Origin of the sequence: Streptomyces griseoaurantiacus (genome assembly GCF_036189845.1) — a bacterium.
In the GTDB taxonomy this organism is placed as follows: Bacteria; Actinomycetota; Actinomycetes; order Streptomycetales; family Streptomycetaceae; genus Streptomyces; species Streptomyces griseoaurantiacus.
Window position 1 is genome coordinate 2,020,607 of record NZ_CP108326.1, and the last position, 25,201, is coordinate 2,045,807.

A 25,201-nucleotide genomic window follows, 5' to 3' on the forward strand; every position below is an offset into this window, starting at 1 on the left:
CCGAGGAATCCCGTCGTCCACCCGGGTCAGGCGGGGTCCGCGGGCTCTGTCGGCGGCATGTCGGCGCTCTGTCGGCAGGCTGTCGGCGGGGGCTGGCAGCTTGTTCGGCATGACGCGAATCGACAAGAACCCCGACGCCGCCCGGGACGCGGCCGTCACCGTACGGGGGCTGGTGAAGCACTACGGGGAGACGAAGGCCCTCGACGGTGTCGACCTCGACGTGCGCGAGGGCACCGTCCTCGGGGTGCTCGGTCCCAACGGGGCCGGCAAGACCACCCTGGTCCGCTGCCTGTCCACCCTGATCGTGCCGGACTCCGGGCACGCCACCGTCGCCGGCTACGACGTGCTGCGCCAGCCGCGTCAGACGCGGCGGGTGATCGGCCTCACCGGCCAGTACGCCTCGGTCGACGAGAAGCTGTCCGGCTTCGAGAACCTGTACCTGATCGGCCGGCTGCTCGACCTGTCCCGCCGGGAGGCCCGCGCTCGGGCCGACGGTCTGCTGGAGCGGTTCTCCCTCACCGAGGCCGCCAAGCGCCCGGTGGGCACCTACTCCGGCGGCATGCGCCGCCGGCTCGACCTGGCCGCCTCCATGATCGGCAGCCCGGCGGTGCTGTTCCTGGACGAGCCGACCACCGGCCTGGACCCGCGCACCCGCAACGAGGTGTGGACGGAGGTGCGCCGCATGGTCGCCGAGGGTGCGACCGTGCTGCTCACCACCCAGTACATGGAGGAGGCCGAGTACCTGGCCTCCGAGCTGACGGTCGTGGACCGCGGCAAGGTCGTCGCCGGCGGCCGGATCGCCGAGCTGAAGGCGCGGGTCGGTGGCCGCACCCTGCGGATCACCCCGGCGGACCCGCTGGAGCTGCGTCCCACCGCCGCCGCGCTCGACGAGTTCGGGCTCACCGGCCCCGGGAACGCCACCGTCGACGTCGGTTCCGCCAGCGTCCTGGTGCCGGTCCTCAGCGACGAGCAGCTGACCGCCGTGGTCGGCGCGCTCACCGCGCGGGGCATCACGCTCTCCTCCCTCACCACCGAACTGCCCAGTCTGGACGAGGTGTTCCTGTCGCTCACCGGCCACAAGGCCAGTGCCGCGCAGGACGACGTCCCCGCCCGCGAGGAGGTCGCCGTATGAGCGCCGCCATTGCCACCCCGCACGCCGGCGCCCCCGCGAGCGACGCCCGGATCGGGTTGCGCGGGCATCTGCGCCACACCGGCGCGCTGATCCGCCGCAACCTGCTGTGGATCCGGCAGGACCCCGAGTCGATGTTCGACGCGGTGCTGTTCCCGATCGTCTTCTGCCTGCTGTTCGTGTTCGTCTTCGGCGGCGCGATCAGCGGGGCCGACAACCGCCAGGAGTACGTCAACTACCTGGTGCCGGGCCTGATGGCGATGATGGGCATGAACATCGCGCAGGGTGTGGGCACCGGCTTCAACCAGGACTTCCAGACCGGGGTGATGGACCGCTTCCGGTCGCTGCCGATCGGCCGGGCCTCCGTGCTGATCGCCAAGATCGTGGTGGAGATCGGCCGGATGCTCGTGGCCACCGCGATCCTGCTCGCGGTGGGCTTCGCGCTCGGCCTGACCGTGTCCGACGTCCCGGGTCTGTTCGCGGCCGTCGGCCTGTCGATGGTCTTCGGCTTCGGGGTGATGTGGATCTTCCTGACCCTGGGTGTGGTGATGAAGAGCGCCCAGGCCGTCCAAGCGATGGGGTTCCTCGTGCTGATGCCGCTGCAGTTCGGTTCGTCCATCTTCGCCCCGACCAGCACGATGCCGGGCTGGCTCCAGGCGTTCACCGACTACAACCCGCTGTCCTCGCTGGCGGACGCCGCGCGCGGACTGATGAACGGCGGGCCGGTGGCCCACGACATCCTGATCACCGTCGCCTGGTCGGCGGTGCTGACGGCGGTCATGATGCCGATCGCCGTCCGCAAGTACTCCACCAAGGCCTGAGCCGGCGCCGGCGTCACCGGCTCCCCCGGTCCTCCGGTTCTCCCGGTCCCGCCGGTTCTCCCGGTCCCGCCGGTTCTCCCGGTCCGCGTCGTACGAGGGCGGTGGCCTCCTCCAGGGTGAGGCCGCCGCCCTCGGCGTACGCGGCCTCGTACGTGCGCGCGTCGAGCAGTTCCCGCAGCCGCGCCTCGGCCCTCTCCCGGGTCGCGCGTTCCGCGAAGTTGAGCCGGTACCCGGGCGGCTCCTGAGCGTCCGCCGCACCCAGGCAGCGGGCGGCGTCCGCGGTGTCCCCGCCCTCGAGCCCGATCAGCGTGAGCGCGGCCACGACCAGGTACGTCGAGCGCATCTGGGGCGCCATCACCTGGGTGAGCCGGTCCGTGGCGTGCCGGAGGGCCTCGCGCACCTGTGTCCGCGCCTCCTCGTACCGCCCCTCCGTGGTGTCCAGCCAGGCGTACAGGCCGTGGATGAGCCCGCCGAACACCGGGAAGCCCGCGGCCGGGAACTCCTCGCGCAGGCGGTCGAGCTGGGTGCGGGCCTCGACGGTGCGGTCGGTGTGGCCGAGCCAGGTCGCGAGGAACAGCCGGGCGGCGGGCAGCCCCTCGGTCGTCGCGCCGGCGTTCTCCTCGATCACCCGCCGCAGCAGCCGCTCACCCCGTTCGCCCTCGCCGGCCTCCAGCAGGGCGTTGCCGAGCCGGGCCCGCAGGACACCGCCCTGGGCGTGGGCGCCGAGCCGTTCGGCGTACTCGATCGCCGTCCCGTAGTCGGCTGCGGCGCGCGGGTAGTCGCCCATGCGCTCCAGGGACTCGGCGCGGGCGGAGAGCGCCTCGGCGGCGCCCCAGTCGTCCCCGAGGCGGGTGAAGATCCTCAGCGCCTCCTCCGCGTCCCGGGCGGCGTCCCCGGCCCAGTCGGGGCGGTTGGCGAGGATGTTGGCGCGGTTCTCCAGGGCCCGGGCCAGCTCCCACTCCTCGCCCAGCGCACGGCAGGTGTCCACGGCCGCGTCGGTCACCTCGCGGATGCGTTCCACCTCGCCGGTGAGCATCACGGCGAAGAACCACAGGTTGCCCGGCACCCGGCAGACCTGCGGCTGGCCGGGCCGGTAGGTGGCGGCGATGGTGCGCAGCTTGCGCTGGGCCCGTTCGTCCTGCCATGCCTCCATGTCGATGTCCATGCAGGCGAGATGGGCGAGGTGCACCCCGCGCCGGGCCTCCTCCAGGATCCGCGGGGGGAAGGGCGGCGGGGAGCCGACGCAGCGCTCCACGAGGTCGGGGACGGGCCGGGCGGAGCCCTCGAAGGGGTCGGGGAAGAGCTCCATGACGGCGGTGGTCCAGGTCCGCGCCTCGATCCGCAGGTCGCGCATCTGCCAGTACCAGACGAGCGACAGCACCAGGCAGACGGCCTCCTGCTCCTGCCCCGCGTCGACCGCCCGGCGCAGCGCGGCCCGGATGTTCTCGTACTCCTGCTGGAGCCGCCGGGTGGCCGCCCGCTGCTCGCGGCCGCGCAGCAGCGGTTCGGCGGTGCGGGCGAGTTCGCGGTAGTGGACGAGGTGGGCGCGCTCGGTGGCGGCGCGTTCGCCGGACTCGTCGAGCCGTTCGCCCGCGTACTCGGCGACGGTCTCCAGGAGCCGGTAGCGCATCTCGCCGTCACCCGATGCGGAGGGGGCGGCGACGACGAGGGACTTGTCGACGAGGGAGCCGAGCGCGTCGAGCGCGGCCGGGCCGCAGACGGCCTCGGCGGCGGTGAGGTCGCAGCCGCCGGCGAACACGGAAAGCCGGCGCAGGACGCCGCGTTCCTCCTCGTCGAGCAGGTCCCAGGACCAGTCGACGACGGCCCGCAGGGTCTGCTGGCGGGGCAGCACCGTGCGGCTGCCGGAGGTGAGCAGCCGGAAGCGGTCGTCGAGCCGGTCGGCGATCTGGCGCAGCGTCATCATGCGCAGCCGGGCGGCGGCCAGTTCGATGGCGAGGGGAAGCCCGTCGAGCCGCCGGCAGATCTCGGCGGCGGCCTCCGGGTCGTCCTCGGGACGGAAGCCGGGGCGGGCGGCGGCGCCCCGGTCGGCGAGGAGTTCGAGGGCGTACGGCTGCGGCAGGGGCTCCAGGGGGCGCAGTGACTCGCCCGGCACGCCGAGGGGTTCGCGGCTGGTGGCGAGGACGGTCAGGTGCGGGCAGCGGGCGAGGAGTTCCTCGGCGAGGCGGGCGGCGGCGTCGACGACGTGCTCGCAGTTGTCGAGGATGAGCAGCATGCGGCGGCGGGCGCAGTGCTCCACGAGCCGGGTGACGGGGTCGTCGCGGTGCGGGTCGGAGGCGGCGCGCATCTCCTCGGCGCCGGCGCCGCGCAGCACGGTCTCGCGCGCGCCGAGCGCGCTGAGCACGGCCTCGGGCACGGCGTCCGGGTCGCGGACGGGGGCGAGTTCGGCGAGCCACACGCCGTCGGGGAGCGCGTCGGCGACGGCCTCCCCCGCCTCCTGCGACAGCCGCGTCTTGCCGGCCCCACCGGGCCCGAGCAGCGTCACGAGCCGCGCGGCGCCGAGGTCCCGCCGCAGCGCGGCGATGTCCCCCTCACGCCCGACGAACGAGGTGAGCCGCACCCGGAGGTTCCCGGCCGGAGGCGTACGGGCCTCCCGCACGGCGAGACCCCCGCCCGCCGGGGCGGCCGCGCGGGCGGGACTCGCGGGGTCCTCCCGTTGCCCGGGGGCGGCCGCACCGGCGTCGGGGGCCGGGTCGCCCTGCTCGGGGCGGGCCGCCGCACCGTCCTGGCCGACGGACCCCGCAGGGCCGACGGACCCCACAGGGCCGTCCGAACCCGCCGGGCCGAGGCCGGCGAAGTCTTCCCGGCCCCCAGGGGCTGTCCTGCCGCCGGGGCCGGGGCCCGCGGCATCCTCCGCGCGCACGGGACCCGCCGGACCACCGCTGCCCCCCGGGCCGCCGGGCCGGGTCCCGTCCGCCGGGCGGGCCGGGTTCGTGCGGCCGGCCGTGGTGGACGTCCCGGGGAGCCCGGGGCCGGTGGTGCCCCCGGTGCGCGGGGCGGGGCCGGGGGCCGAGGGGTGCACCTCGCGGGTGGGGGCGTCGGCGGGCGCGGGGCCGGGGCCCGTGTCCGGCGGTGGGGACAGGAGTTCCGCGTGCAGGGCGCGGAGTTCGGGGCCCGGGTCGGAGCCGAGGCGGTCGGCGAGGAGGCGGCGGACGGTCTCGTACGCCGCGAGCGCCTCCGCCGGGCGGCCCGCCTCCCGCAGGGCGCGCAGCCGCAGCGCCTGCAGGGGCTCGTCCAGCGGGTGCTCCGCGCTCAGCGCGGTCAGCTCCGGCAGGACGTGCGCCGCCTCGCCGAGCGCGACCGCCGCGGTGAGCCGCGCACGCCGCGCGTCGAGCCGGCGGGCCTCCCAGCGGGCGGACTCCCCCGTGCGGTCCGGCAGGTCGGCGAGGGCCGGGCCCTGCCACAGGGCGAGCGCGTCGTCGAGGACGGCGGCGGCCTTGGCCGCGTCCCCGTCGGCCAGCGCCCGCAGCCCCTCCCCCGTGAGCCTTTCGAAACGGTGCAGGTCGACGTCGTCGGCACCCGCCGCGAGCCGGTAGCCGCCGGCCGCCGACTCCACCGCGTCCGCGCCCAGCGCCCGCCGCAGCCGTCCCACCAGGGCCTGCAGCGCGCCCGGCGCGTCGGCGGGCGGGGCTCCGGTCCACACCTCCTCGACGAGGAACCCTGCGGGCACGGTCCGGCCCGGCCGCAGGGCGAGCACGGTCAGCAGGGCGCGCAGCCGCGCTCCGCCGACCGGGACGGGCGAGCCGTCGGGGCGGAGTGCCTGGGTGGTGCCGAGGATGCGGTAGCGCACGAGGTCCATTGTCCCCGGGGACGCGCTCCGGCCGCCGCCGGGTGCGCGGGCCGCGTCCCCGCCGCCGTCCCCGGCCGGCTCCGCCGTCCTCGTCCGCCCCCGTGCCGTTCCTCGGCCCACCGCGTCCCGCCCCCGTTCTCTGCCCCGCTCGTTTCCCTGCCCGATCCCCCGGCCGTCCCCCGGCCGTTCCCCCCGGGAACCGCCCCCGCCTCCCGGAACGTTCTCCCCACATCGCGGCATCACCTGTACGGTCGTTCCGCCCCCGCACGTTCTCACGCACGAACGTCCCACGACGAGCCCCAGGAGCCCTTGCCCATGAGCACCGCCGCCGCCCGCCGCAGCGAACGGAGGATCAGCCCGGTCTTCCTGGGCATCCTGGCCGTCAGCGCGGTCACCGGATGGGCCACCTGGACCGGGTTCGCCGAGCAGCCGGGCGTGGCCGTCTTCCTGTTCGTGACCTCGGCCTGGATCGTGTCCCTGTGCCTGCACGAGTACGCGCACGCCCGCACCGCCCTGCACAGCGGCGACTTCACCATAGGCGCCAAGGGCTATCTCACGCTCAACCCGCTGAAGTACACGCACGCCCTGCTCAGCATCGTCCTCCCGGTGCTCTTCGTGATCATGGGCGGCATCGGTCTGCCGGGCGGTGCCGTCTTCGTGGAGCGCGGCCACATACGCGGCCGCTGGAAGCACAGCGCGGTCTCGGCGGCGGGACCGCTGGCCAACGTCCTGTTCGCCGTCCTGTGCACGGCCCCGTTCTGGCTGGACGCGCTGGACGGCGTGCCCCGGCCGTTCCGCTACGCGCTGGGGTTCCTCGCGCTGCTGCAGATCACGGCGGCGATCCTCAACCTGCTGCCGGTGCCGGGGCTGGACGGCTACGGCGTGATCGAGCCGTGGCTCTCGTACAACGCCCGGCGCCAGATGGAGCCCTTCGCCCCGTTCGGCCTGCTGTTCGTGTTCGCGGTGCTGTGGATCCCGTCGGTGAACGAAACGTTCTTCGACATGGTGTACGGGCTGCTGAACAGCCTCGGCATCGACAACAACACGACGGCCTGCGGATACGAGCTGTTCCGCTTCTGGCGCGAGAGCGACCCGATCTGCTCCGTCAGCTGACCGAGGGCTGCTCGCGGGCCTCGCGGGCGGCAGCGGCGGCGGCCCGGTCGCGGCGGACGTAGTACCACGTCATGTTCGAGGACAGGCCCACGAGCAGCACCCACACGATCCCGATCAGCACGCTGCCCCGCGCGAACGAGACGACGGCCGCGGCCACGGCGAGGACGCAGACGGCGAGGGTGTAGAGGGCCAGGCGGGGCATGAGGGGCTCCTGTCGGGGGACACGGCGACACTGCGGTACTGCTCGATCGCTGTTCTTCTGGTGGCGGCGGCGGCACGGGTGCCGTCGCCGCCACCAGTGTCCCCCATGCCGCCGGGCCCCCTTCCGCCCCGCCCCTCGCGGCCCGCGCCCGGCCGGTCACACGTCGGTGAGCCGGACCCCCGCGTGCGCCTTGTACCGGCGGTTGACGGAGATCAGGTTGGCGACCAGGGACTCCACCTGGTGCGCGTTGCGCAGCCGCCCGGCGAAGACGCCCCGCATGCCGGGGATGCGGCAGGCCAGCGCCTGGACGGTCTCCACGTCCGCCCGCTCCTCGCCGAGCACCATCACGTCGGTGTCGATCTCCTCGACCTCGGGGTCCGCCAGCAGGACCGCCGAGAGGTGGTGGAAGGCGGCGGTGACGCGCGCCTCGGGCAGCAGGGCGGCGGCCTGCTCGGCGGCGCTGCCCTCCTCGGGCCTGATCGCGTACGCGCCCTTCTTGTCGAAGCCGAGCGGGTTGACGCAGTCGACGACGAGCTTGCCCGCGAGTTCCCCGCGCAGCGAGGCCAGGGTGTCGCCGTGGCCCTCCCACGGCACGGCGACGATCACGAGGTCGCTGCGCCGCGCGCACTCGGCGTTGTCGGCGCCCTCGACGCCGTGGCCGAGTTCCTCGGCGGCGGCCCGGGCCCGGTCGGCGGCGCGGGAGCCGAGGATCACCTTCTGCCCGGCGCGGGCGAGCCGGTAGGCCAGGCCGCGTCCCTGGGGTCCGGTGCCGCCGAGGACGCCGACGACCAGCCCGGAGACGTCGGGCAGGTCCCAGGGGTCCTTGGCGGGAGCCTTCGCGGGGGCCTTCGCGGGGGCCTTCGCGGGGGCCTTCGTCGCGGCGTCGGAAGCGGGGGGTGCGCTGTCGTTGGAGGTCATGAGCCGACTCTATGTGCGCGGTAATTCGGTTGTCGCCCGGCCGCCCCCGGTCGACGATGGCACGTCGTGACCGACGACACCGCCACCGACCCGCCCGCCGCCGCGCCGTCTCCCGACGCGCCCCGGGAAGCGGGGGCTCCGACGCGGGAGGCGTCCCGGTGGCGGGCGCTGCTGCCGGACCTGGCGCCCTGGCGGACCTCCGCGGACTACCGCCGGATGTGGCTGGCGGGCCTGGTCACCAGCTTCGGCAGCTTCCTGACCCTCGTGGCGCTTCCGGTGCAGCTCAAGGAGCTGACCGGTTCGGCCGCGGCCGTCGGCGCGATCGGCGCCGTCGAACTCGTTCCGATGCTGGTGTGCGGGCTGTACGGCGGCGCGCTCGCGGACGCCCTCGACAAGCGGCGGCTGATCCTCGGCACCGAGGCGGGCCTCGGCCTGCTGAGCGCCGTCCTGCTGGTCAACGCGCTGCTCCCGGAGCCGCTGGTGTGGCCGCTGTACGTCGTGGCCGCGCTGTCCTCCGCGCTCGCCGCCGTGCAGCGGCCGGCGCTGGACGCGATCCTGCCGCGGGTCGTGGCGCACGAGCACCTCACGGCGGCCGTCGCGCTGAACAGTCTGCGCTGGACGGTCGGCGGGGTGGCGGCCCCGGCGGTCGCGGGGCTCGTCGTGGCGTACGCGGGGCTCGGCTGGGCGTACACCGCCGACGTGCTGACCTTCGCGGCGTCGGTGGCCCTGGGGTGGGGGCTGGCGGCCGCGCCCGCCGCCCGGGAAGCGGCCCGGCCCTCGCTGCGGGCGATCGCGGAGGGCGCGCGGTACGCCTGGAGCCGCAAGGAGCTGCTGGGCACGTACGCCGTGGACCTCGCGGCCATGTTCCTCGCGATGCCGCTCGCGGTGCTGCCGTTCCTCGCGGACGAGCTGGACGCCCCGTGGTCGCTCGGCCTGCTCTACGCGAGCATGCCGGCCGGTTCGCTGCTCGTGTCGCTGACCAGCGGCTGGACCTCACGGGTGCACCGGCACGGGCGGATGGTGGTGCTCTCGGCGGCCGGCTGGGGACTCGCGGTCGCGGCGGCGGGCGCGAGTCGCGAGGTGTGGCTGGTGCTGCTGTGCCTGACCGTGGCCGGGGCCTGCGACATGATCAGCGGCATCTTCCGCGGCGCCCTGTGGAACCAGACGATCCCGGACGCGCTGCGCGGCCGGCTCGCCGGCATCGAACTGCTCTCGTACTCGGCGGGCCCACAGCTCGGCCAGGTGCGGGCGGGCGGCACGGCGGCGCTGCTCGGGGTGCGGACCGCGGTCTGGTCGGGCGGTCTGGCGTGCGTGGCGGCGGTGGGGGCGCTGGCCCTGTGCCTGCCGGGCCTGCTGCGGTACGACGCCCGCACGAACGAGCACGCGCTGCGACGCCGGGAGGGCGGCTGAGTCCCCGCGCGGTCTCGTGGGGCGCCGGAACCGCACGGCCCGGGGCGCGGGAAACAGCAGGGCCCCGGGCACGTGCGGCGCCGCAACCGCCCGGCTCTCGTGGCCACGGGGAACGGTCCGGCCTCGTGGGGCATGGGAAACCACCTGGTCCCCGTGGGGGCACGGGAAACCGTCCAGCACTCGTACGGCAAGGGACACTGCCCGGCACTCGTACGGCACGGGGAGCCACCCGGCCCCCGCGGGGCACGGGAAACCGCCCAGCACTCGTGGGGCACGGGAAACCGCCCGGCCCTCGTACGGCACGGGGACACCGCCCGGCCCTCGTACGGCACGGGCGCGAGGAGCCGCGCGCCGGCCCGGCGCCGGGTTCAGCCCGCGGCCGCCGGGCCGCCCGGCTCCCCGCCGGAGCCCTCCCCGTCGTGCCACTTGGGGTCCGTCTCCCATTCGAGGTCGCGCTCGCGCGCCCGGTCCATCGCCCCCCGCGCCTCCTCTGGCGTGGCGTAGGGACCGAACCGGTCCTTCGCCGGGCACTCGGGCCCTTCCTCCACCTTCTTGTGCTCCAGGCAGTAGAACCACTCGCCGGGCTTCCCGGCGGTCCGCTTCTTGAACAGGGCCATCGTGTCCGCTCCTTTCCCCACCGCCATCGTCCCCCCAACCTCGCTGGATACACTCCCCGGCATGTCTGGTCAGTCGCTGCTCGTCCCCGGAGAGCTCTCCCCCGCCCGTTCCGTGCCCGGCAACATCCGCCGTCCCGAGTACGTCGGCAAGCCGGCGCCGACGCCGTACACGGGCCCGGAGGTGCAGACCCCCGAGACCGTCGAGGCGATGCGCCGGGCCGGCCGGATCGCGGCCCGCGCGATGGAGGAGGCGGCGAAGCACATCGCGCCCGGGGTGACCACGGACCGGCTCGACGAGGTCGCGCACGCGTACATGTGCGACCACGGGGCCTACCCGTCCACCCTCGGCTACCGCGGATTCCCCAAGTCGCTGTGCACCTCGGTCAACGAGGTCATCTGCCACGGCATCCCCGACTCGACGGTGCTGCGGGACGGCGACATCGTGAACCTGGACGTGACCGCGTACATCGGCGGGGTGCACGGCGACAACAACGCCACCTATCTCGTCGGCGAGGTCGACGAGGAGTCACGGCTGCTGGTGGAGCGGACCCGGGAGTCGCTGAACCGCGCGATCAAGGCGGTCCGGCCGGGACGGCAGCTCAACATCGTCGGCCGGGTCATCGAGTCGTACGCCAGGCGCTTCGGCTACGGCGTCGTACGGGACTTCACGGGCCACGGCATCAACACCTCGTTCCACTCCGGCCTGATCGTCCCGCACTACGACGACCCGCGGGCGACGACGGTGATGCGGCCGGGGATGACGTTCACGATCGAGCCGATGCTGACGCTGGGCACGCACGAGTACGAGATGTGGGACGACGGCTGGACGGTCGTCACCCGGGACCGCAGGCGCACCGCCCAGTTCGAGCACACGCTGGTGGTCACGGAGACGGGCGCGGACATCCTGACCCTGCCCTGACCCGCCGCCCTTCGGCGCACTGCGGCGAAGCACCGCCGCCCTTCGGCGCCCTTCGGCGAAGCAGAGGTCGGGGCCGACGGGGGACCGCGCCGGCCGCTCAGCGTTCCAGGACCACCCGGCCGCCGACCTCGACCCAGCCCTCGGGCTGGGGAGCGGTGAGCAGTTGGGAGCCCCTGCCCTGGGTGATGTTCAGGGCGCGGCCCAGCCGGGCGGTGAGGAGGAGGGCCGCGGCGCCCGTCGCCTCGTCCTCCTCGATCCCCCCGGTGCGGGCACCGGCTCCACCGGAGCGGCCGGCGCCGCGCTCATCGGTACGGCCGCGGAAGGCGCGGGCCCGGACGCGGCCCGCCGCCTCGTCCTCCCAGGCCCAGGCGTAGATCCTCCCCCAGACTCCGTCCGGGGGGACCCCCGTCTCGCTTCGCTCGCCGGGGGACGGAACGGCCAGCGCCTCGACCTCGGCGGCACTCGCGTACTGGCGCAGGGTGCGGGGCGGGACCCACTCGGGGCGGGCCTCGATCCAGGTGAACTCGCCGTCCAGACGGGTGCCGACGACTCCCGCGGGGGTGACCAGTTCGGGGACGTCCAGGAGCCAGGCGGTGCCGACACAGGGGTGGCCGGCGAAGGGAAGGCGCAGGGTGGGGGTGTGGATGTCGATGATCCCGCGCTCGGGGTCGTCGACGAACACGGTCTCGCTGAAGCCGAGTTCGGCCGCGAGGGCCTGGCGCTCCTCGGGTTCGGGGACGGTGGAGCCCTTGCGGACGACGGCGAGTTCGTTGCCGTAGCCGGTGTTCGCTCCGCAGAAGACACGGAGGACGTCGTAGTCGGTCACGGGGGGATTCAACCATCGGGCGGCCCGGTGGGGCGTCCCCGGTTCCCGGCTCCTCGCGGGGCGGCGACCCGGTGCGGCCCGCGTGTGAGGTGCGTCACGGGTGTTTGGCCGACACCAGGGCGTTTGACCCCTGCTTGACCTCTGCTTGGTGGCTCTTTTTGGTTGGCGAGATCTGACCGTGTCCGTACACCCCGTGTGAGAGGTGAATCACGAATCCCCCGGGTATGACTGAGGTAATCCTCAGTTAAGTTAGGGCAGCCTCACCTGGTTGAATCCACGTGGGTGTGCGGCCCCCCCGCTGCCACCCTCTCGTCCTGGAGCCTGGAGCCCTGATGCGAGCCGTCCGCCTCTCCGTCGTCACCGCCGCCGCGACCGCGGCGGCCCTGGCCGCCGTCACGGGCTGCACCCAGAAGAGCGACGCCGATGCCGGCGACGCGATCCAGGTGACCGCCGCCGACTCCACCTGCGACACCTCCGCGACGTCCGTGCCCGCCGGGCAGGTCACCCTGAAGATAGAGAACAAGGGCTCCCGGGCGACCGAGGTCGAGATCCTCTTCCCGGACGACCGGATCGTGTCCGAGAAGGAGAACATCGGGCCGGGCACGAAGTACACGCTGACCGCCGAGGTCAAGGCGGGTTCCTACGAGATCGCCTGCCGGCCCGGCATGAAGGGCCACGGCGTCCGGCAGAAGCTCACCGTGACCGGCGGCGGCAAGGCCGCCGAGCGCGACCCGAAGCTGGACAAGGCCGTCGCCGCCTACCGGGAGTACGCGCAGGAGCAGGCCGACGCCACCCTTCCCGCCGTGAGGACCTTTGTGAAGGCGGTCAAGGACGGCGACCTCGAGGCGGCCAGGAAGGCCTACGCGCCCTCCCGCATCGGCTGGGAGCGCACCGAGCCGGTGGCCGAGTCCTTCGGCGACATCGACCCCAAGGTCGACGTCCGCGCCGACGGCCTGGAGGAGGGCCAGAAGTGGACCGGCTGGCACCGGCTGGAGAAGGCCCTCTGGCAGGACAAGAAGATCGGGGCGACGGAGAAGAGCCTCGCCGACCGGCTCGTCACCGACCTGACCGACTGGCAGAAGCGGGTCGGCAAGGCCGAGATCACCCCGACCTCGATGGCCAACGGCGCCAAGGAACTCCTCGACGAGGTCGCCACCGGCAAGGTCACCGGCGAGGAGGAGCGCTACTCGCACACCGACCTCGTCGACTTCAAGGCCAACGTCGAGGGCGCCCAGAAGTCCTACGAGCTGCTCAAGCCGGTCGCCGAGAAGAACGACGCCGCGCTCACCGCCGAACTGGACAAGCAGTTCGGCGCGCTGGACAAGCTGCTCGACAAGTACCGCCCGAGCAAGGACTCCTACGAGTTCACCTCCTACGACAAGGTCGGCAAGGACGACCGCAAGGAGCTGTCGGACGCGGTCAACGCGCTCGCCGAGCCGCTGTCCAAGCTGGCCGCCGCCGTCGTCAAGTAGGGGCCGTCGAGCGGAGCAGAGCGAACCGGCAGCAGGATCACGGCAGTAGGGACGTACGGGCATGACGGACAGCCCCCGGGACCGCGGGACGGACCCCCGCACACGGACGGACGCGGAGACGGACACCGGGACCGGCGCCGAGACGGACGCGGGGACGGACACCGGGACCGGCGCGGACGCGCGGGCCTCGGCCGCCCCGGGCGCCGCGCCCTCCCGGCGTGCCCTCCTCGGCTGGGGCGGGGCCGGGCTCGCGCTCGGGGCCGCCGTGACCGGCGGTGCCGTGGCCGTGGCCCGTTCCGGGGACGACATGGGCCCGGCGGGTGCCGCGACCGGCGGCGCGGTCGCCTTCCACGGCGCGCACCAGGCGGGCATCGCCACCGCCGTGCAGGACCGGCTGCACTTCGCCGCCTTCGACGTGAAGACCACTGACCGGGCCGCGTTCGTCCAGCTCCTGAAGGACTGGACGGCCGCCGCCCGGCGGATGACGGCCGGCCGGGCGGTCGGCGAGGGCGCCTACGGCGGGCCCGCCGAGGCCCCGCCCGACGACACCGGCGAGGCACTCGGCCTCGATCCGTCCCGGCTGACGCTGACGATCGGCTTCGGCCCCTCCCTCTTCGAGAAGTTCGACCTCGCGGGCCGGCGGCCCGAGGCCCTGGTCGACCTGCCGAAGTTCCCCGGCGACAACCTGGAGAAGTCCCGCACGGGCGGCGACCTGTGCGTGCAGGCCTGCGCGGACGACCCCCAGGTCGCCGTGCACGCGATCCGCAACCTCGCCCGCATCGGCTTCGGCAAGGTCGCCGTCCGCTGGTCCCAGCTCGGCTTCGGCAAGACCTCCTCCACCACCCCGCACGCCCAGACGCCCCGCAACCTCTTCGGGTTCAAGGACGGCACCCGCAACATCGCGGGCACCGAGACCGACCGGCTGAAGAAGCACGTGTGGGTCGGCGAGGGCGACGAGCCCGCGTGGATGAAGGGCGGCTCCTACCTCGTCGCCCGGCGCATCCGCATGAACATCGAGGTCTGGGACCGGACCGCGCTGCAGGAGCAGGAGGACGTCTTCGGCCGCGACAAGGGCGAGGGCGCCCCCGTCGGCAAGGCCAAGGAGCACGACGCGCCGTTCCTGAAGGCGATGAAGCCCGACGCGCACGTCCGCCTCGCGCACCCCGACGCCAACGACGGCATCACCATCCTGCGCCGGGGCTACTCCTTCACCGACGGCACCGACGGCCTCGGCCGGCTCGACGCCGGCCTGTTCTTCCTGGCCTACCAGCGCGACCCCCGCAAGGGTTTCATCCCGCTCCAGCGCAAGCTGTCCGCGTCCGACGCGCTCAACGAGTACATCCAGCACGTGGGTTCGGCGGTCTTCGCGATCCCGCCCGGCGTCCGTGACGCGGACGACTGGTGGGGCCGGGCGCTGTTCTCCGAGGAGGCGTAAGCCCGTGTTCTCCAACTACCTGATCGGTCTGCGCGAAGGGCTGGAGGCCAGCCTCGTCGTCTGCATCCTGATCGCCTACCTGGTCAAGACCGGCCGCCGGGAGGCCCTCAGGCCGATCTGGAGCGGTATCGCCCTCGCGATCGCCCTGGCGCTCGGCTTCGGCTGCGTGCTGGAGTTCGGCTCCCAGGAGCTGACGTTCCAGGCGCAGGAGGCGCTCGGCGGCTCGCTGTCGATCGTCGCGGTGGGCCTGGTGACGTGGATGGTCTTCTGGATGCGGCGCACCGCCCGCCATCTGAAGGCCGAGCTGCACGGCAAGCTGGACGCCGCCCTGGCGATGGGCACCGGCGCGCTGGTCGCCACCGCGTTCCTCGCGGTGGGCCGGGAGGGCCTGGAGACCGCGCTGTTCGTGTGGGCCTCGGTGCACGCGGCCGGGGACGGCAGCCCGCGCCCGCTGATCGGTGTGGCCCTGGGCCTGGCCAGCGCGGTGCTGCTCGGCTGGCTGTTCTACCGGGGCGCGGTACGGATCAACCTCGCCAAGTTCTTCACCTGGACCGGCGGGATGCTCGTCGTGGTCGCCGCGGGCGTCCTCGCGTACGGCGTCCACGACCTGCAGGAGGCCGACCTCCTGCCCGGCCTGACCAGTCTCGCCTTCGACATCAGCGGCACGATCCCGCCGGACAGCTGGTACGGCACCCTGCTCAAGGGCGTGTTCAACTTCCAGCCCGACCCGACGGTGCTGCAGTCGGTGGTGTGGCTGCTGTATCTGGTCCCGGCGCTCGCGCTGTTCCTCGCCCCGGTAGGGTTCGCCTCCGGGAAGGGGAAGGTGAAGGCACCTGATGACCAGGGATCGCGGACCTCGAAGGCTTCGCAGGTTTGACCGGAGCGCGCTGCTCGCGGCGTCGGTGACCGCGCTGTCGTTGACGGCGAGCGGCTGTGTGGTGGTGCACGGGGAGCGCGAGGTGCTCCCGGCCGCCACGAAGGGCGAGGCGGCGAAGGCGCTGACGTCCTTCCTGACCGCCTACAACGCGGCGCAGCGGGCCAACGACCGCGAGCGGGACGCCGGCCGGGTCGACGGTGCGCTGGCCGACATCGACGGCGCCAAGCTGAGGGCGAACCACGAGAACGCCCCGGAGGGCGACCCCTCGTACAAGGCGCTGGAGTTGAGCGACACCACGTACACGGTGCCGAAGAAGGCGGGCTGGCCGCGCTGGTTCCTCGCCGACTCCGCCTCCAACCGCGGCACCAGCCGCTGGCTGCTGGTCTTCACCCGCACCGGTAGGGACGAGCCCTGGCGGGTCTCCTACCTGACGGTCGTCCGCCCCGAGGACGTGCCCGTCCTCAAGAAGGACGGCGAGGGCTTCGCGGAGCCCGTCACGGCCGGTGACCCGGCGCTCTCGGTCGCGCCCGGGAAGCTCGCGCAGGAGTACACGGACTATCTGCGGGACGGCGGCGAGGCGTTCGCGGCCGGTCCCTACACCAACGCGCTGCGGAGCACCCGGAAGAAGAACGCGGCCCGGCCGGGGCTGGCCCGCCAGTACCGGGACGAGGCGCTGTCCGGCGGCGCGTACACCCCGCTGGGGCTGCGCACGAAGGACGGGGCGGCACTGGTGTTCTTCGCGAGCCGGCACTACGAGAAGCAGACGGCCGCCAAGGGGGTCGACCTCACGGTGACGGACCCGGCCATCAAGGCGCTGATGAAGGGCGAGCCGAAGCAGTCCGTGACGCTGGCCTACGTCTCGAACCAGGCCGTCCTCGACCCGGCGAAGTCCGGGGGCGGGGGCGTCAGGTTCCTCGGCCGGGTGGCGGGGCTCACCGGGGCGAAGGGCGAGTAGCCCTCCCGTCGAGGGCGTCGCCGGCCTCGACGGCGGCATCGGCGGCGGTCCCCACGTGGCGGGCGCAGGCGTCGGTGAGCGCCTCCAGCAGGCTCAGCGGGTCCGGCAGCGGGTGCTCGGGGCCGCGCACCCATTCCACGCGTTCCTCCCCCGGCAGCACGGCCGGGGGCACGAGGACGTAGGAGCCGCGGCAGTGCCAGCGCAGTCCGGGGTGTTCGTCCATGGTCTCGGGATGGCAGTCCAGCGCACAGGGCCACCATTCGTCCTCGTCCTCGGGGGTGCCGCGGGTGAGGGTGAAGAACATCATCCGCCCCTCCCCGGTCAGCGGCCCGCCGTCGGTGACGGTCACCGGGCCGACCTCGGCACCGGCCGCGAGCAGCCGCTCCAGCGCCTCCTGCCCGGCCTCGCGCGGCACGTCGAGCACGTCGTGGGTCATGCCGGTGGCGGTGATGAAGTTGGCCTCGGGCTGGTGCCGGGCCCAGCGCTCGACCTGTGCGCGGTCGGTGGTGGACTGGGTCTGCCAGGCCCAGGAGACGGGGTGCCGGGCGGGCGTGGGGCAGCCGACGCGGTCGCAGGAGCAGCCGTAGCCGAGGGGATGCGCGGCGGGGGCCAGCGGGAGTCCGGCGGCGGCCGTGGCGAGCAGCAGGTCCTCCCGCCCGTCGGCAGCGGCGGCGGCCGTGGCGGCCTCGGCGGCCCTGTCACGGGGGCGGCGGCCGGGCAGCCACCGGGACAGCCGGGGGAACCTGCCCTGCCCGCCCGTGCGGCGGTCGAACCCTGCGTTCATCCATCTCCTCACCCGCGGCGGAATGCTCCGGCTTGCTCCATGGTCCCACCATCCGCCGCCTTCGGTGACCGGCGTCCGTTCCGGGCACTTCGTCCGGGGCGGCCGGCGGGGTTCCGCGCGCCGGGTCTCAGTCCTCCGGCGGTGCGGGCGGCCAGGCATCGCCCCAGGCCGCGTCGCGGGCCGCCCGGTACAGCGGGCCGTGGCGCTTGGTGACCGTCTCCCGGCGCAGTTCCTCCCCGGGGTCGCACAGGTCGAGCAGCACCTGGCCTTTTCGGATCTGGGGGCGGCGGACGACGCGGTGCGGGGCCGGGGTCGCCTCCGAGGGCGGAAGGCGGGTGGCGGCGACGTAGGCGAACTTCTCGTCCTCGTAGGGCAGCGAGCCGCCCTTGACCTGGCGGTGCAGCGAGGAGCGGCTGACCCGGGCGGCGAAGTGGCACCAGTCCTGACCTGCCACGATGGGGCAGCGGGCGCTGTGCGGGCAGGGGGCCGCGATGCGCAGTCCGGCGGCGATCAGCCGGTCGCGGGCCTCGAGGATCCGGCCGTAGCCGTCCGGGGTTCCGGGCTCGACGATCACCACGGCGCTCCGCGCGGCGGCCGCCGCGGCGTCGACGACGTGGCCGCGGTCCGCCTCGGTCAGCTCGCCGAGGACGTAGGAGACGGTGACGAGGTCGGTGGCGTCGAGGGCGAGCGCCCGGCCGATCCGCTCGCGCCGCCACTCGGCCCCCTTCAGCGCGGGGTGGGCGGCGGCGATCTCGCGGCCGAGCGCGAGGGCCGGTTCGGCCCAGTCGAGGACGGTGACGGGGCGTTCCCCCGGCCAGGTGGCGGCGGTGGCCCAGGTGGCGGCGCCGGTGCCGCCGCCGAGGTCGGTGTGGGCGGCGGGGGTCCAGTCCGGGGCGGCCTCGGCCAGGGCGCCGAGGGCGGCGCGGACGGCCTCGAAGGTGGCCGGCATCCGGTAGGCGGCGTACGCGACGACGTCGGCGCGGTCTCGGAGGACGGGGGTGTGGGTGGGGGTGCGGCCGCGGTAGCTGGCGATGAGCCGGTCGACGGCGGTGGCGGCGTGCCGGGGCGGGAGCCCGTCGAGGAGGTGCGCGAGGGTGTCGCGGAGGGTCTCTTCGACGGGGGCGGGGGCGGGGTTCACATGCGGAATTGTAGGAAGCGGCCGGGGCTCGGCGGACGGCCGCCCGGGCCCGGGGCGGCGGGGCGGGGCCCGCGGGTTTTACGGGGCTCTCGGTCACAGGGGGCGGAGCGCGCGGTGCAGATGGGTCGCGGCCGTGGCCCGGACGGTGTTGTCGGCGGGGCGCCGGCGCGGGTGCACGGTGTTGGCCAGCAGCACCAGGAACGCCCCCGTGGCCGGGTCCAGCACCAGCGAGGTCCCCGTGAACCCGGTGTGGCCGGCCGCTCCCCGCCCCGCCAGTTCCCCCATGAACCAGGGCTGGTCCACCGCGAAGCCCAGTCCGGGCGCGGCGAGCATCAGTTCCACGAAGTCGGGGCCGAGGATGCGGGCGGGCCCGTAGGAGCCCCCGGCCAGCAGCGTGCGGCAGAAGACCGCGAGGTCCCGCCCGGTCGAGAACATCCCGGCGTGCCCGGCGACGCCCCCGAGCGCCCACGCGTTCTCGTCGTGGACCTCCCCGCGCAGCATCCCCCGGTCGGCCTTCGCCCACGGTCTGCGCTGGTCCTCCGTGGCCGCCGCCCCGGGGCACGGGCCGAAGCCGGTGGCGGTCATGCCGAGCGGGCGGGTGACGCCCTCGTGGATCAGCACGTCGAGCGGACGGCCGGTGAGCCGTTGCAGGAGGTGCTGCAGCAGGAGCATGTTGAGGTCGGAGTAGCGGTGGGTGCCGGGTGGCGCGGAGGGTTCCTCGGCGCGCAGCAGCGCCAGCCGCCCGGCCTCGTCGGCGGCGTCGTACAGCGGGAGTTCGGGGCGCAGCCCGGAGGTGTGGGTGAGGAGCTGCCGCACGGTCAGGCCGTGCGCGGCGGCCCCGGTGAAGTCCGGGAGGTAGGCGCCGACGCGGGCGTCGATGCCGAGGGTGCCGCGTTCGAGCTGCTGGACCGCGGCGACGGCCGTGAACAGCTTGGTGAGCGAGGCGAGGTCGAAGGGGGTGCCGGGGGTGACCGGGACGCGGGCTTCGGGCGGGAGTTCCACGCCGGTGCCGCTCTCCTCCTCGTACCGGGCGTGGCGGACCGCCCAGCCGAGGGCCTCCTCGACGGCGAGGACGGGGCCGCGCCCGGCGACCACCACCGCCCCGGCGGCCCAGCCGCGTTCCACCGCCGCGCGCACGTCACGCACCAGCAGGCGCAGTTCCCCGGGGTCGAGTCCGGCCCGCTCGGGGCTGTCGACACGCAGTCTCGGTGCGCTCAGTGCTCTGTCCCTTCCGCGCCGGCCGGTCCGTTCCCGGGACGGCACAGTGCCACGAAGCACGCCACCGGCACCAGTGCCGCGCCCGCCCGGACGGGGGTGAGGGGCGCCGCCGCCGGGCCGGGCGGTGTGCGCGGGTACCCCCGCGTCCCGGCGTGGGAGCCCTCCCACCTCTCTCGTACCGCCACCCCGCCGCCTATGCTCTCAGCTCGAACGACTGATCGAGGGCGGCGACCGGTGAGTGGACGACCGGGTGGACCGCCCGCTGGGTGGACGGGACGAGGAACGGACATGACGGACGAACGCGTGCGGTGGGGCATTCTGGCGACGGGCGGGATCGCCGCGGCGTTCACGGCGGATCTGGTCGATCTGCCCGACGCCGAGGTCGTCGCGGTGGCCTCGCGCAGGGCGGAGTCGGCGGAGGCGTTCGCGGACCGCTTCGGGATCGGGCGGGCCTACGGCGACTGGGAGTCCCTGGCGCGCGACGAGGACGTGGACGTCGTGTACGTCGCGACCCCGCACGCGGCGCACCGGGCGGCGGCGGGCCTGTGCCTGGAGGCCGGGCGGAACGTGCTGTGCGAGAAGGCGTTCACCCTGAACCTGGGCGAGGCCGAGGAACTGGTCGCGCTGGCCAAGGAGCACGACAGCTTCCTGATGGAGGCCATGTGGATGTACTGCAACCCGCTGGTCCGGCGCATGAAGGCACTGATCGACGACGGCGCGATCGGTGAGGTGCGCACCGTCCAGGCGGACTTCGGTCTCGCCGGGCCCTTCCCGCCCGCGCACCGGCTGCGGGACCCCGCGCAGGGCGGCGGCGCGCTGCTGGACCTCGGCGTCTACCCGGTGTCCTTCGCCCAGCTCCTGCTCGGGGAGCCGTCCGGGATCACCTCGCGGGCGGTGCTCTCCGAGGAGGGCGTCGACCTCCAGACCGGCGCCCTGTTCACCTGGGACAGCGGCGCGCTCGCCTCCGTGCACTGCTCGATCAACGGCGGTACGGCGGTGGTGGCCTCGGTGACCGGCTCCAGGGGCCGCATCGACATCCCCAGCGGCTTCTTCCACCCGGACCGCTTCGTGCTGCACCGGGACGGCCAGGAGCCCGAGGAGTTCACGGCCGACCCGGCCGACGGGCCCCGCAGCAGCTTCCGCCACGAGGCCAGGGAGGTCATGCGGGCCCTGCGCGCCGGGGAGAAGGAGTCCTCCCTGGTCCCGCTGGACGGCACCCTCGCGATCATGCGGACGCTGGACACCATCCGCGAGCAGATCGGCGTGCGGTACCCGGGCGAGGCGGCCTGACGGGGCACAGGGAGCGGGCCCGTCACACCTCTCGGAGTCCCTGGTCCCCCACTTCCGTGACGAAGGAGGCGGCGGTCCTGATCGCCGCCCCCGGCGTGGTCACCGCCGAAACCGTCCTGAAGTCGGCCCGCGCCTGCGACCGCCCCAACTCCACGGTCACGTAACCCCGTCGCCCGTCGTAGAACTTCAGGTGCGGGTTGGCCTGGGTGTACGTCGCCCAGTTGGACGGCTTCTCGGAGCCGTCCTTGCCGCTGGTGACGGAGGTCGCCACGATCTCCGTGCCCAGTGTTTTCGACGAGGGGTCGTCGAAGTCGGCCTTGATGTCGAACGCGTATCCCACGTGCACGTCGCCGGTGAGCACCATCAGGTTGTCGATACCGGCCGCCCCGGCCCCGTCGAGCACCCGCCGCCGGGAGGCCCGGTAGCCGTCCCAGGCGTCCATGGACAGCTTGGCGACGGGGTTGAGGTCGAGCCTGCGCTGGGAGAACGTGACCTGCTGCGGGACCACGTTCCACAGCGCCCGGGAGTTCCGCCAGCCGTCGATCAGCCAGCGTTCCTGGGTGGCGCCGGTGATCGTGCGCGCCGGGTCGTCGGACTCGGGGCCCGGCACGTGCGCGCCGTCGCCGTAGGCCTGGTCGGAGCGGTACTGGCGGGTGTCCAGCACGTCGAACTGGGCGAGCCGGCCCCAGTGCAGGCGGCGGTAGAGCTGGGCGTCGGGGCCGTGCGGGCGCTGGGTGCGGCGCAGCGGTTGGTGCTCCCAGTACGCGCGGTACGCGGCGGCGCGGCGGAGCAGGAACTCCTCCGGCGGGTCCTCGTTCTCGGAGACGCCGTCGGCGTAGTTGTTCTCGGTCTCGTGGTCGTCCCAGGTGACGACGAAGGGGTGCGCGGCGTGTACGGCGCGCAGGTCGGGATCGCTCTTGTAGAGGGCGTACCGCAGCCGGTAGTCCTCCAGGGTGACCGTCTCGCGGTTGAAGAGGTCGGGCAGCACGCGGTCGGTGTACTTCCGGGCTCCGCCGGCGGAGTCGACGGCGTACTCGTAGAGGTAGTCCCCGAGGTGGAAGACCACGTCGACGTCCTCCCGCGCGAGGTGGCCGAGCGCCGTGTAGTAGCCGTCGTGGTAGGCCTGGCAGGAGACGGCGGCGAGCCTCAGCCGGGAGGTCGCGGCGCCGGTGGCGGGCGCGGTGCGGGTGCGGCCGGTGCCGCTGGTCCAGCCCCCGGCGCGGAAGCGGTAGTGGTACTCGCGGCCGGGGTCGAGGTGGGGGACCTCGACGTGCACGGCGTGCCGGAACTCCGGGTGCGCGAGGGCCGTGCCGCGTCTGACGATCCGCCGGAACCGCGCGTCGTGGGCGAGTTCCCAGTGCACGGTGACGCGGGCGAGGGGCAGCCCGCCGTCCGCCTCGAACGGCCTCGGGGCGAGCCGGGTCCACAGCAGGACGGAGGTGGGCAGCGGGTCGCCCGAGGCGACGCCCAGGGTGAACGGATCGTGCGGGATCCTGCGGGCGTCGAGCTCGGTGGCGCTCGCGGCGCCGGTGGCGGGCAGCCCGACCGTGAAGGCGAGCGCGGCCGCCGCCCCGGTCGTGGTGAGGAAGCGTCGGCGCCCCACGTGGCGGGCGGCGGCGCGGAGTTCGGGGGCGTGCTGCGAGGGCTGCGACGACTGCGGGTGTGCGGATGACATCCGGGGCCTCCCCTGACGGTTGCTGACCCCGTCATTGGAGCGGCCCCGGACGGCCTCCGACTGTCATGGACTCAACAGTCACATGACGGGCGGATGAGTTCCGGTCGTCGTCGCGTCAGTTCCCCGGCCGTCCGGAGGCGCCCGGCGTCCGCCCCTCCCCGCCCGCGTCGGCCGGGGACGCCCGGTCGGCGGGACCCGGCTGCGCGGGCAGTGTGGGCGTCATGGGACCGGCGTGCGGGCCGGCCGGTGACCCCGCGGGTGCCGGGGCTGCCGGAGGCGCCGGGACTGCCGCGGGCGCCGGAGGCCCCGGAGGCGTCACGGGACTCGCGGCGGCCGGTGTTCCGGTGAGGGCGGTGCGTCGCCGCCGCCCCCGCAGGGCCAGCGCGCCGCCCGCCAGCAGGGCCATCGCCGCGCCGGCGCCGCCGATCAGGCCCCAGGACGGGCCGTCGCCGGAGGCCGAGGCCGTCCGGGCGCCGGCCGCGCCCTTCGCCCCGGCCGCCTTGTCGGCGGGGACGCGCTTCGCGCCCCCCTCGCTCAGCGGGTCGACCAGCATGCCGACCGGCTTCATCTTGTCCGCGTGGGCGAAGCCCCAGTCGAGCAGCTTGGCGGTCTCCTTGTAGACGCCGTTGCCGCCGGACTCGGGGTGCAGCACGCTGACCAGCAGGGTGCGCCCGTTCCGGGTGGCCGCGCCGGTGAAGGTGTTGCCGGCGTGACTGGTGTAACCGTTCTTGACGCCGATGAGGCCCTCGTACCTCTCCAGGCCCCATGCCCCGGTCAGCAGGCGGTCGGTGTTCTGGATCTGGAAGGTCTTCTTGCCGCCCGCCGGGAAGTCGGCGGTCCTCGTCCCGCAGTAGCGGCGGAAGTCGTCGTTCTTCAGCCCGTGCCGGGCGAACAGGGTCAGGTCGTAGGCGGAGGAGACCTGCCCCTTGTGGTCGAAGCCGTCGGGGCTGCGCACCTGGGTGTCCAGGGCCTGGAGGTCGGCGGCCCTGGCCTGCATCTCCGCCACGGTCTTCGCGATGCCGCCGTTCATGTGGGAGAGCACGTGCACCGCGTCGTTGCCGGAGCGCAGGAAGACGCCGAGCCACAACTGCTCGACGGTGTAGGTGATGTTCTCCTTGATGCCGACGAGGCTGGAGCCCGCCGGCACGTCCGCGATCTCCTCCCGGGTCACCTTGTGCCGGTCGGTGCGGTCGAACTTGCCCAGCACGGTGTCCGCGAACAGCATCTTCAGCGTGGACGCCGGGGCCAGGTGCTTGTGCGCGTTGAAGGCCGCGAGGACCTCTCCGCTCTCGTGGTCGGCGACCAGCCAGGCGCGGGCGGTGAGCTTGGCGGGCACGTCGACACCGCCCCGCACCTGGAGGCCGGGAAGGCCGAGCCGCTCCCCGCCGATGGCGGTGGCGGCGTGTGCGGGAGTGGCGGTGGCCGCGGGTACGGCGGCGGCCAGGGGAACGGCGGCGGCGAGGCCGAGCACCGCACGACGGGTGAGCGGGGAAGTGTCACGCATTCCGGGACCGTACAAAGCCCCGCCCCCCAGGCCCACATCGGGGTCACCAAGCCTCGGCAAAGTCGGCCCCCGGCCGCCTGCCCGCGCCTTCTCCGCCGGCTTCCCCTTCGACGTTCCCATACCCCTCAGGTCCTTCCCCACAGCATGTCTCGCCCCCGGCCGACCGGCCGGGCGAGCGGGCCCCCGGACGATGCCCGGGAGGGAAGACGGCGAGGCGGGCGAAGTCGTTCATCAGGGACGCCGGGGGAATTCCGGCGCGGCCCGCGACGGCTCGGCCCGCACCGGCGTGCGGCACCCGCACGTGCGGCACCGGGGCGGGCCCGGGGCGGGCGTCCGCGCCCCTCACCCGTCCGGCCGCGCGGGACGGGCCGGGCCGGTGCGGGGCGTGGAACGGTGGAGGCGCAAGAGGGACCCTCGCCGTTCCGGGAGTGATCGTGACGCTGTGCGACCGACGTGATGTGGGACTGCTGCTGCTCCGCCTGGGCACCGGAGGGGTGCTCGCGGCGCACGGCGCGCAGAAGCTGTTCGGCTGGTTCGGCGGCCACGGGCTCGAGGGCACCGGGCAGTTCATGGAGTCCGTCGGCTACGCGCCCGGCCGGGCCAGCGCGACGGCGGCCGGGCTCGCCGAGACGGGCGGCGGCACCCTGCTGGCGCTGGGCCTCGCGACCCCGGCGGCGGGTTCGGCCGCGGCCGGGGCGATGGCGGGCGCGGCGGCGGTGCACGCGCCCAACGGCTTCTTCGCCCAGAGCGGCGGCTACGAGTACGCGGCCGCGCTCGGGCTGACGGCGGCGGGGCTCGCGGTGGCGGGCCCCGGCCGGCTCTCCCTGGACCATGTGCTGCGGCACGCGGTGAACCGCAACTGGATGGTGCCGGCCGCGCTCGGCGTGACGGCGGCGGTCACCTGCGCGGTGGTCGGCGCCCGCACCCGGCGGATCCGGGAGCGGGAGCGGGCCGAACGGCTGGGGGACCAGGCACCGCTGTTCGAGGAGTGACCGCGGCGACCGGACCGACCGACGAAGTCGGACCGATCAGCCTGATCGGCTGGTCGGCGCGGCCGGACCCCGTGCGAGGGCTCCGCCCGCGCCCTGCG

General features: G+C 74.4%; 21 protein-coding genes. 11 read left to right on the forward strand and 10 right to left on the reverse strand.

Features of this window, described 5'->3' with window-relative positions; genetic code table 11:
• Window positions 1–109 precede the first annotated feature (109 nt).
• Both OHB09_RS09065 and OHB09_RS09070 read left to right on the forward strand, forming a co-directional pair.
• Window positions 110–1,132 carry an ATP-binding cassette domain-containing protein gene (locus OHB09_RS09065; protein ID WP_040893556.1) on the forward strand — a complete coding sequence of 341 codons (1,023 nt, stop codon included), beginning with the start codon at window positions 110–112 and terminating at the stop codon, window positions 1,130–1,132.
• Window positions 1,129–1,950: an ABC transporter permease gene (locus OHB09_RS09070; RefSeq protein WP_006137782.1), complete on the forward strand. Its 822-nt coding sequence runs from the start codon at window positions 1,129–1,131 to the stop codon at window positions 1,948–1,950. Before OHB09_RS09065 ends, OHB09_RS09070 begins: the two co-directional genes overlap by 4 nt.
• 13 nt (window positions 1,951–1,963) lie before the next feature.
• Here OHB09_RS09070 and OHB09_RS09075 read toward each other — a convergent pair whose 3' ends face one another.
• Window positions 1,964–5,767 (reverse strand): AfsR/SARP family transcriptional regulator, encoded by a 3,804-nt coding sequence (locus OHB09_RS09075; protein ID WP_328921816.1) that lies wholly within the window; start codon window positions 5,765–5,767, stop codon window positions 1,964–1,966.
• Window positions 5,768–6,073: 306 nt separating this feature from the next.
• Between OHB09_RS09075 and OHB09_RS09080 the strand changes: the two genes are divergently transcribed.
• A complete protein-coding gene (locus tag OHB09_RS09080) occupies window positions 6,074–6,871 on the forward strand; it encodes a site-2 protease family protein (RefSeq protein ID WP_006137777.1) in 798 nt (265 codons plus the stop codon).
• Here the strand turns inward: OHB09_RS09080 and OHB09_RS09085 are convergent.
• Complete coding sequence (locus OHB09_RS09085; protein WP_006137776.1) at window positions 6,864–7,073, reverse strand: hypothetical protein; 210 nt, start codon at window positions 7,071–7,073, stop codon at window positions 6,864–6,866. The genes OHB09_RS09080 and OHB09_RS09085 overlap by 8 nt on opposite strands.
• A gap of 156 nt (window positions 7,074–7,229) precedes the next feature.
• The gene (gene npdG, locus OHB09_RS09090; RefSeq protein ID WP_328921817.1) at window positions 7,230–7,991 is read right to left on the reverse strand and encodes an NADPH-dependent F420 reductase; all 762 of its coding nucleotides are present in this window, start codon (window positions 7,989–7,991) and stop codon (window positions 7,230–7,232) included.
• A gap of 66 nt (window positions 7,992–8,057) precedes the next feature.
• On the opposite strand from npdG, the gene OHB09_RS09095 reads away from it, so the two are divergent.
• Window positions 8,058–9,401, forward strand: coding sequence for an MFS transporter (locus OHB09_RS09095; RefSeq protein WP_397890863.1), 1,344 nt, complete (start codon window positions 8,058–8,060; stop codon window positions 9,399–9,401).
• A gap of 368 nt (window positions 9,402–9,769) precedes the next feature.
• On the opposite strand, the gene OHB09_RS09100 is transcribed toward OHB09_RS09095, so the two are convergent.
• On the reverse strand, window positions 9,770–10,018 hold the full coding sequence (locus OHB09_RS09100; RefSeq protein WP_006137770.1) for a hypothetical protein: 249 nt from the start codon (window positions 10,016–10,018) through the stop codon (window positions 9,770–9,772).
• Window positions 10,019–10,079: 61 nt separating this feature from the next.
• Here OHB09_RS09100 and map point away from each other — a divergent pair, with 61 nt between their 5' ends.
• Window positions 10,080–10,937: a type I methionyl aminopeptidase gene (gene map, locus OHB09_RS09105; protein WP_167794735.1), complete on the forward strand. Its 858-nt coding sequence runs from the start codon at window positions 10,080–10,082 to the stop codon at window positions 10,935–10,937.
• Window positions 10,938–11,034: 97 nt separating this feature from the next.
• Here map and OHB09_RS09110 read toward each other — a convergent pair whose 3' ends face one another.
• A complete protein-coding gene (locus OHB09_RS09110) occupies window positions 11,035–11,763 on the reverse strand; it encodes a PhzF family phenazine biosynthesis protein (protein ID WP_328921818.1) in 729 nt (242 codons plus the stop codon).
• A gap of 332 nt (window positions 11,764–12,095) precedes the next feature.
• Between OHB09_RS09110 and efeO the strand changes: the two genes are divergently transcribed.
• The 4 genes from efeO to OHB09_RS09130 all read left to right on the forward strand — a co-directional run bounded on the left by efeO (window position 12,096) and on the right by OHB09_RS09130 (window position 16,502).
• A complete protein-coding gene (gene efeO / locus OHB09_RS09115) occupies window positions 12,096–13,235 on the forward strand; it encodes an iron uptake system protein EfeO (protein WP_234528430.1) in 1,140 nt (379 codons plus the stop codon).
• A 61-nt stretch (window positions 13,236–13,296) separates the two neighbouring features.
• Window positions 13,297–14,670 carry an iron uptake transporter deferrochelatase/peroxidase subunit gene (gene efeB, locus OHB09_RS09120; RefSeq protein ID WP_328921819.1) on the forward strand — a complete coding sequence of 458 codons (1,374 nt, stop codon included), beginning with the start codon at window positions 13,297–13,299 and terminating at the stop codon, window positions 14,668–14,670.
• A gap of 4 nt (window positions 14,671–14,674) precedes the next feature.
• Complete coding sequence (efeU, locus tag OHB09_RS09125; protein WP_006137763.1) at window positions 14,675–15,547, forward strand: iron uptake transporter permease EfeU; 873 nt, start codon at window positions 14,675–14,677, stop codon at window positions 15,545–15,547.
• 25 nt (window positions 15,548–15,572) lie between these two features.
• Complete coding sequence (locus OHB09_RS09130; RefSeq protein ID WP_319350855.1) at window positions 15,573–16,502, forward strand: hypothetical protein; 930 nt, start codon at window positions 15,573–15,575, stop codon at window positions 16,500–16,502.
• Here OHB09_RS09130 and OHB09_RS09135 read toward each other — a convergent pair.
• The 3 genes from OHB09_RS09135 to OHB09_RS09145 all read right to left on the reverse strand — a co-directional run bounded on the left by OHB09_RS09135 (window position 16,480) and on the right by OHB09_RS09145 (window position 19,702).
• The gene (locus OHB09_RS09135) at window positions 16,480–17,286 is read right to left on the reverse strand and encodes a bifunctional DNA primase/polymerase (RefSeq protein ID WP_093589762.1); all 807 of its coding nucleotides are present in this window, start codon (window positions 17,284–17,286) and stop codon (window positions 16,480–16,482) included. The genes OHB09_RS09130 and OHB09_RS09135 overlap by 23 nt on opposite strands.
• Window positions 17,287–17,413: 127 nt before the next feature.
• Window positions 17,414–18,424 carry a small ribosomal subunit Rsm22 family protein gene (locus tag OHB09_RS09140; protein ID WP_319117774.1) on the reverse strand — a complete coding sequence of 337 codons (1,011 nt, stop codon included), beginning with the start codon at window positions 18,422–18,424 and terminating at the stop codon, window positions 17,414–17,416.
• Between the two features lie 93 nt (window positions 18,425–18,517).
• On the reverse strand, window positions 18,518–19,702 hold the full coding sequence (locus tag OHB09_RS09145) for a serine hydrolase domain-containing protein (protein ID WP_234528432.1): 1,185 nt from the start codon (window positions 19,700–19,702) through the stop codon (window positions 18,518–18,520).
• Window positions 19,703–19,930: 228 nt separating this feature from the next.
• On the opposite strand from OHB09_RS09145, the gene OHB09_RS09150 reads away from it, so the two are divergent.
• On the forward strand, window positions 19,931–20,932 hold the full coding sequence (locus OHB09_RS09150) for a Gfo/Idh/MocA family protein (protein WP_006137754.1): 1,002 nt from the start codon (window positions 19,931–19,933) through the stop codon (window positions 20,930–20,932).
• A 22-nt stretch (window positions 20,933–20,954) separates the two neighbouring features.
• Here OHB09_RS09150 and OHB09_RS09155 read toward each other — a convergent pair whose 3' ends face one another.
• A complete protein-coding gene (locus tag OHB09_RS09155) occupies window positions 20,955–22,607 on the reverse strand; it encodes an alkaline phosphatase D family protein (RefSeq protein ID WP_191852939.1) in 1,653 nt (550 codons plus the stop codon).
• A gap of 115 nt (window positions 22,608–22,722) precedes the next feature.
• On the reverse strand, window positions 22,723–24,111 hold the full coding sequence (locus OHB09_RS09160; RefSeq protein ID WP_328921820.1) for a D-alanyl-D-alanine carboxypeptidase family protein: 1,389 nt from the start codon (window positions 24,109–24,111) through the stop codon (window positions 22,723–22,725).
• Between the two features lie 434 nt (window positions 24,112–24,545).
• Here OHB09_RS09160 and OHB09_RS09165 point away from each other — a divergent pair, with 434 nt between their 5' ends.
• Window positions 24,546–25,103, forward strand: coding sequence for a DoxX family membrane protein (locus OHB09_RS09165; protein WP_040893732.1), 558 nt, complete (start codon window positions 24,546–24,548; stop codon window positions 25,101–25,103).
• The last annotated feature ends 98 nt before the right edge of the window (window positions 25,104–25,201 follow it).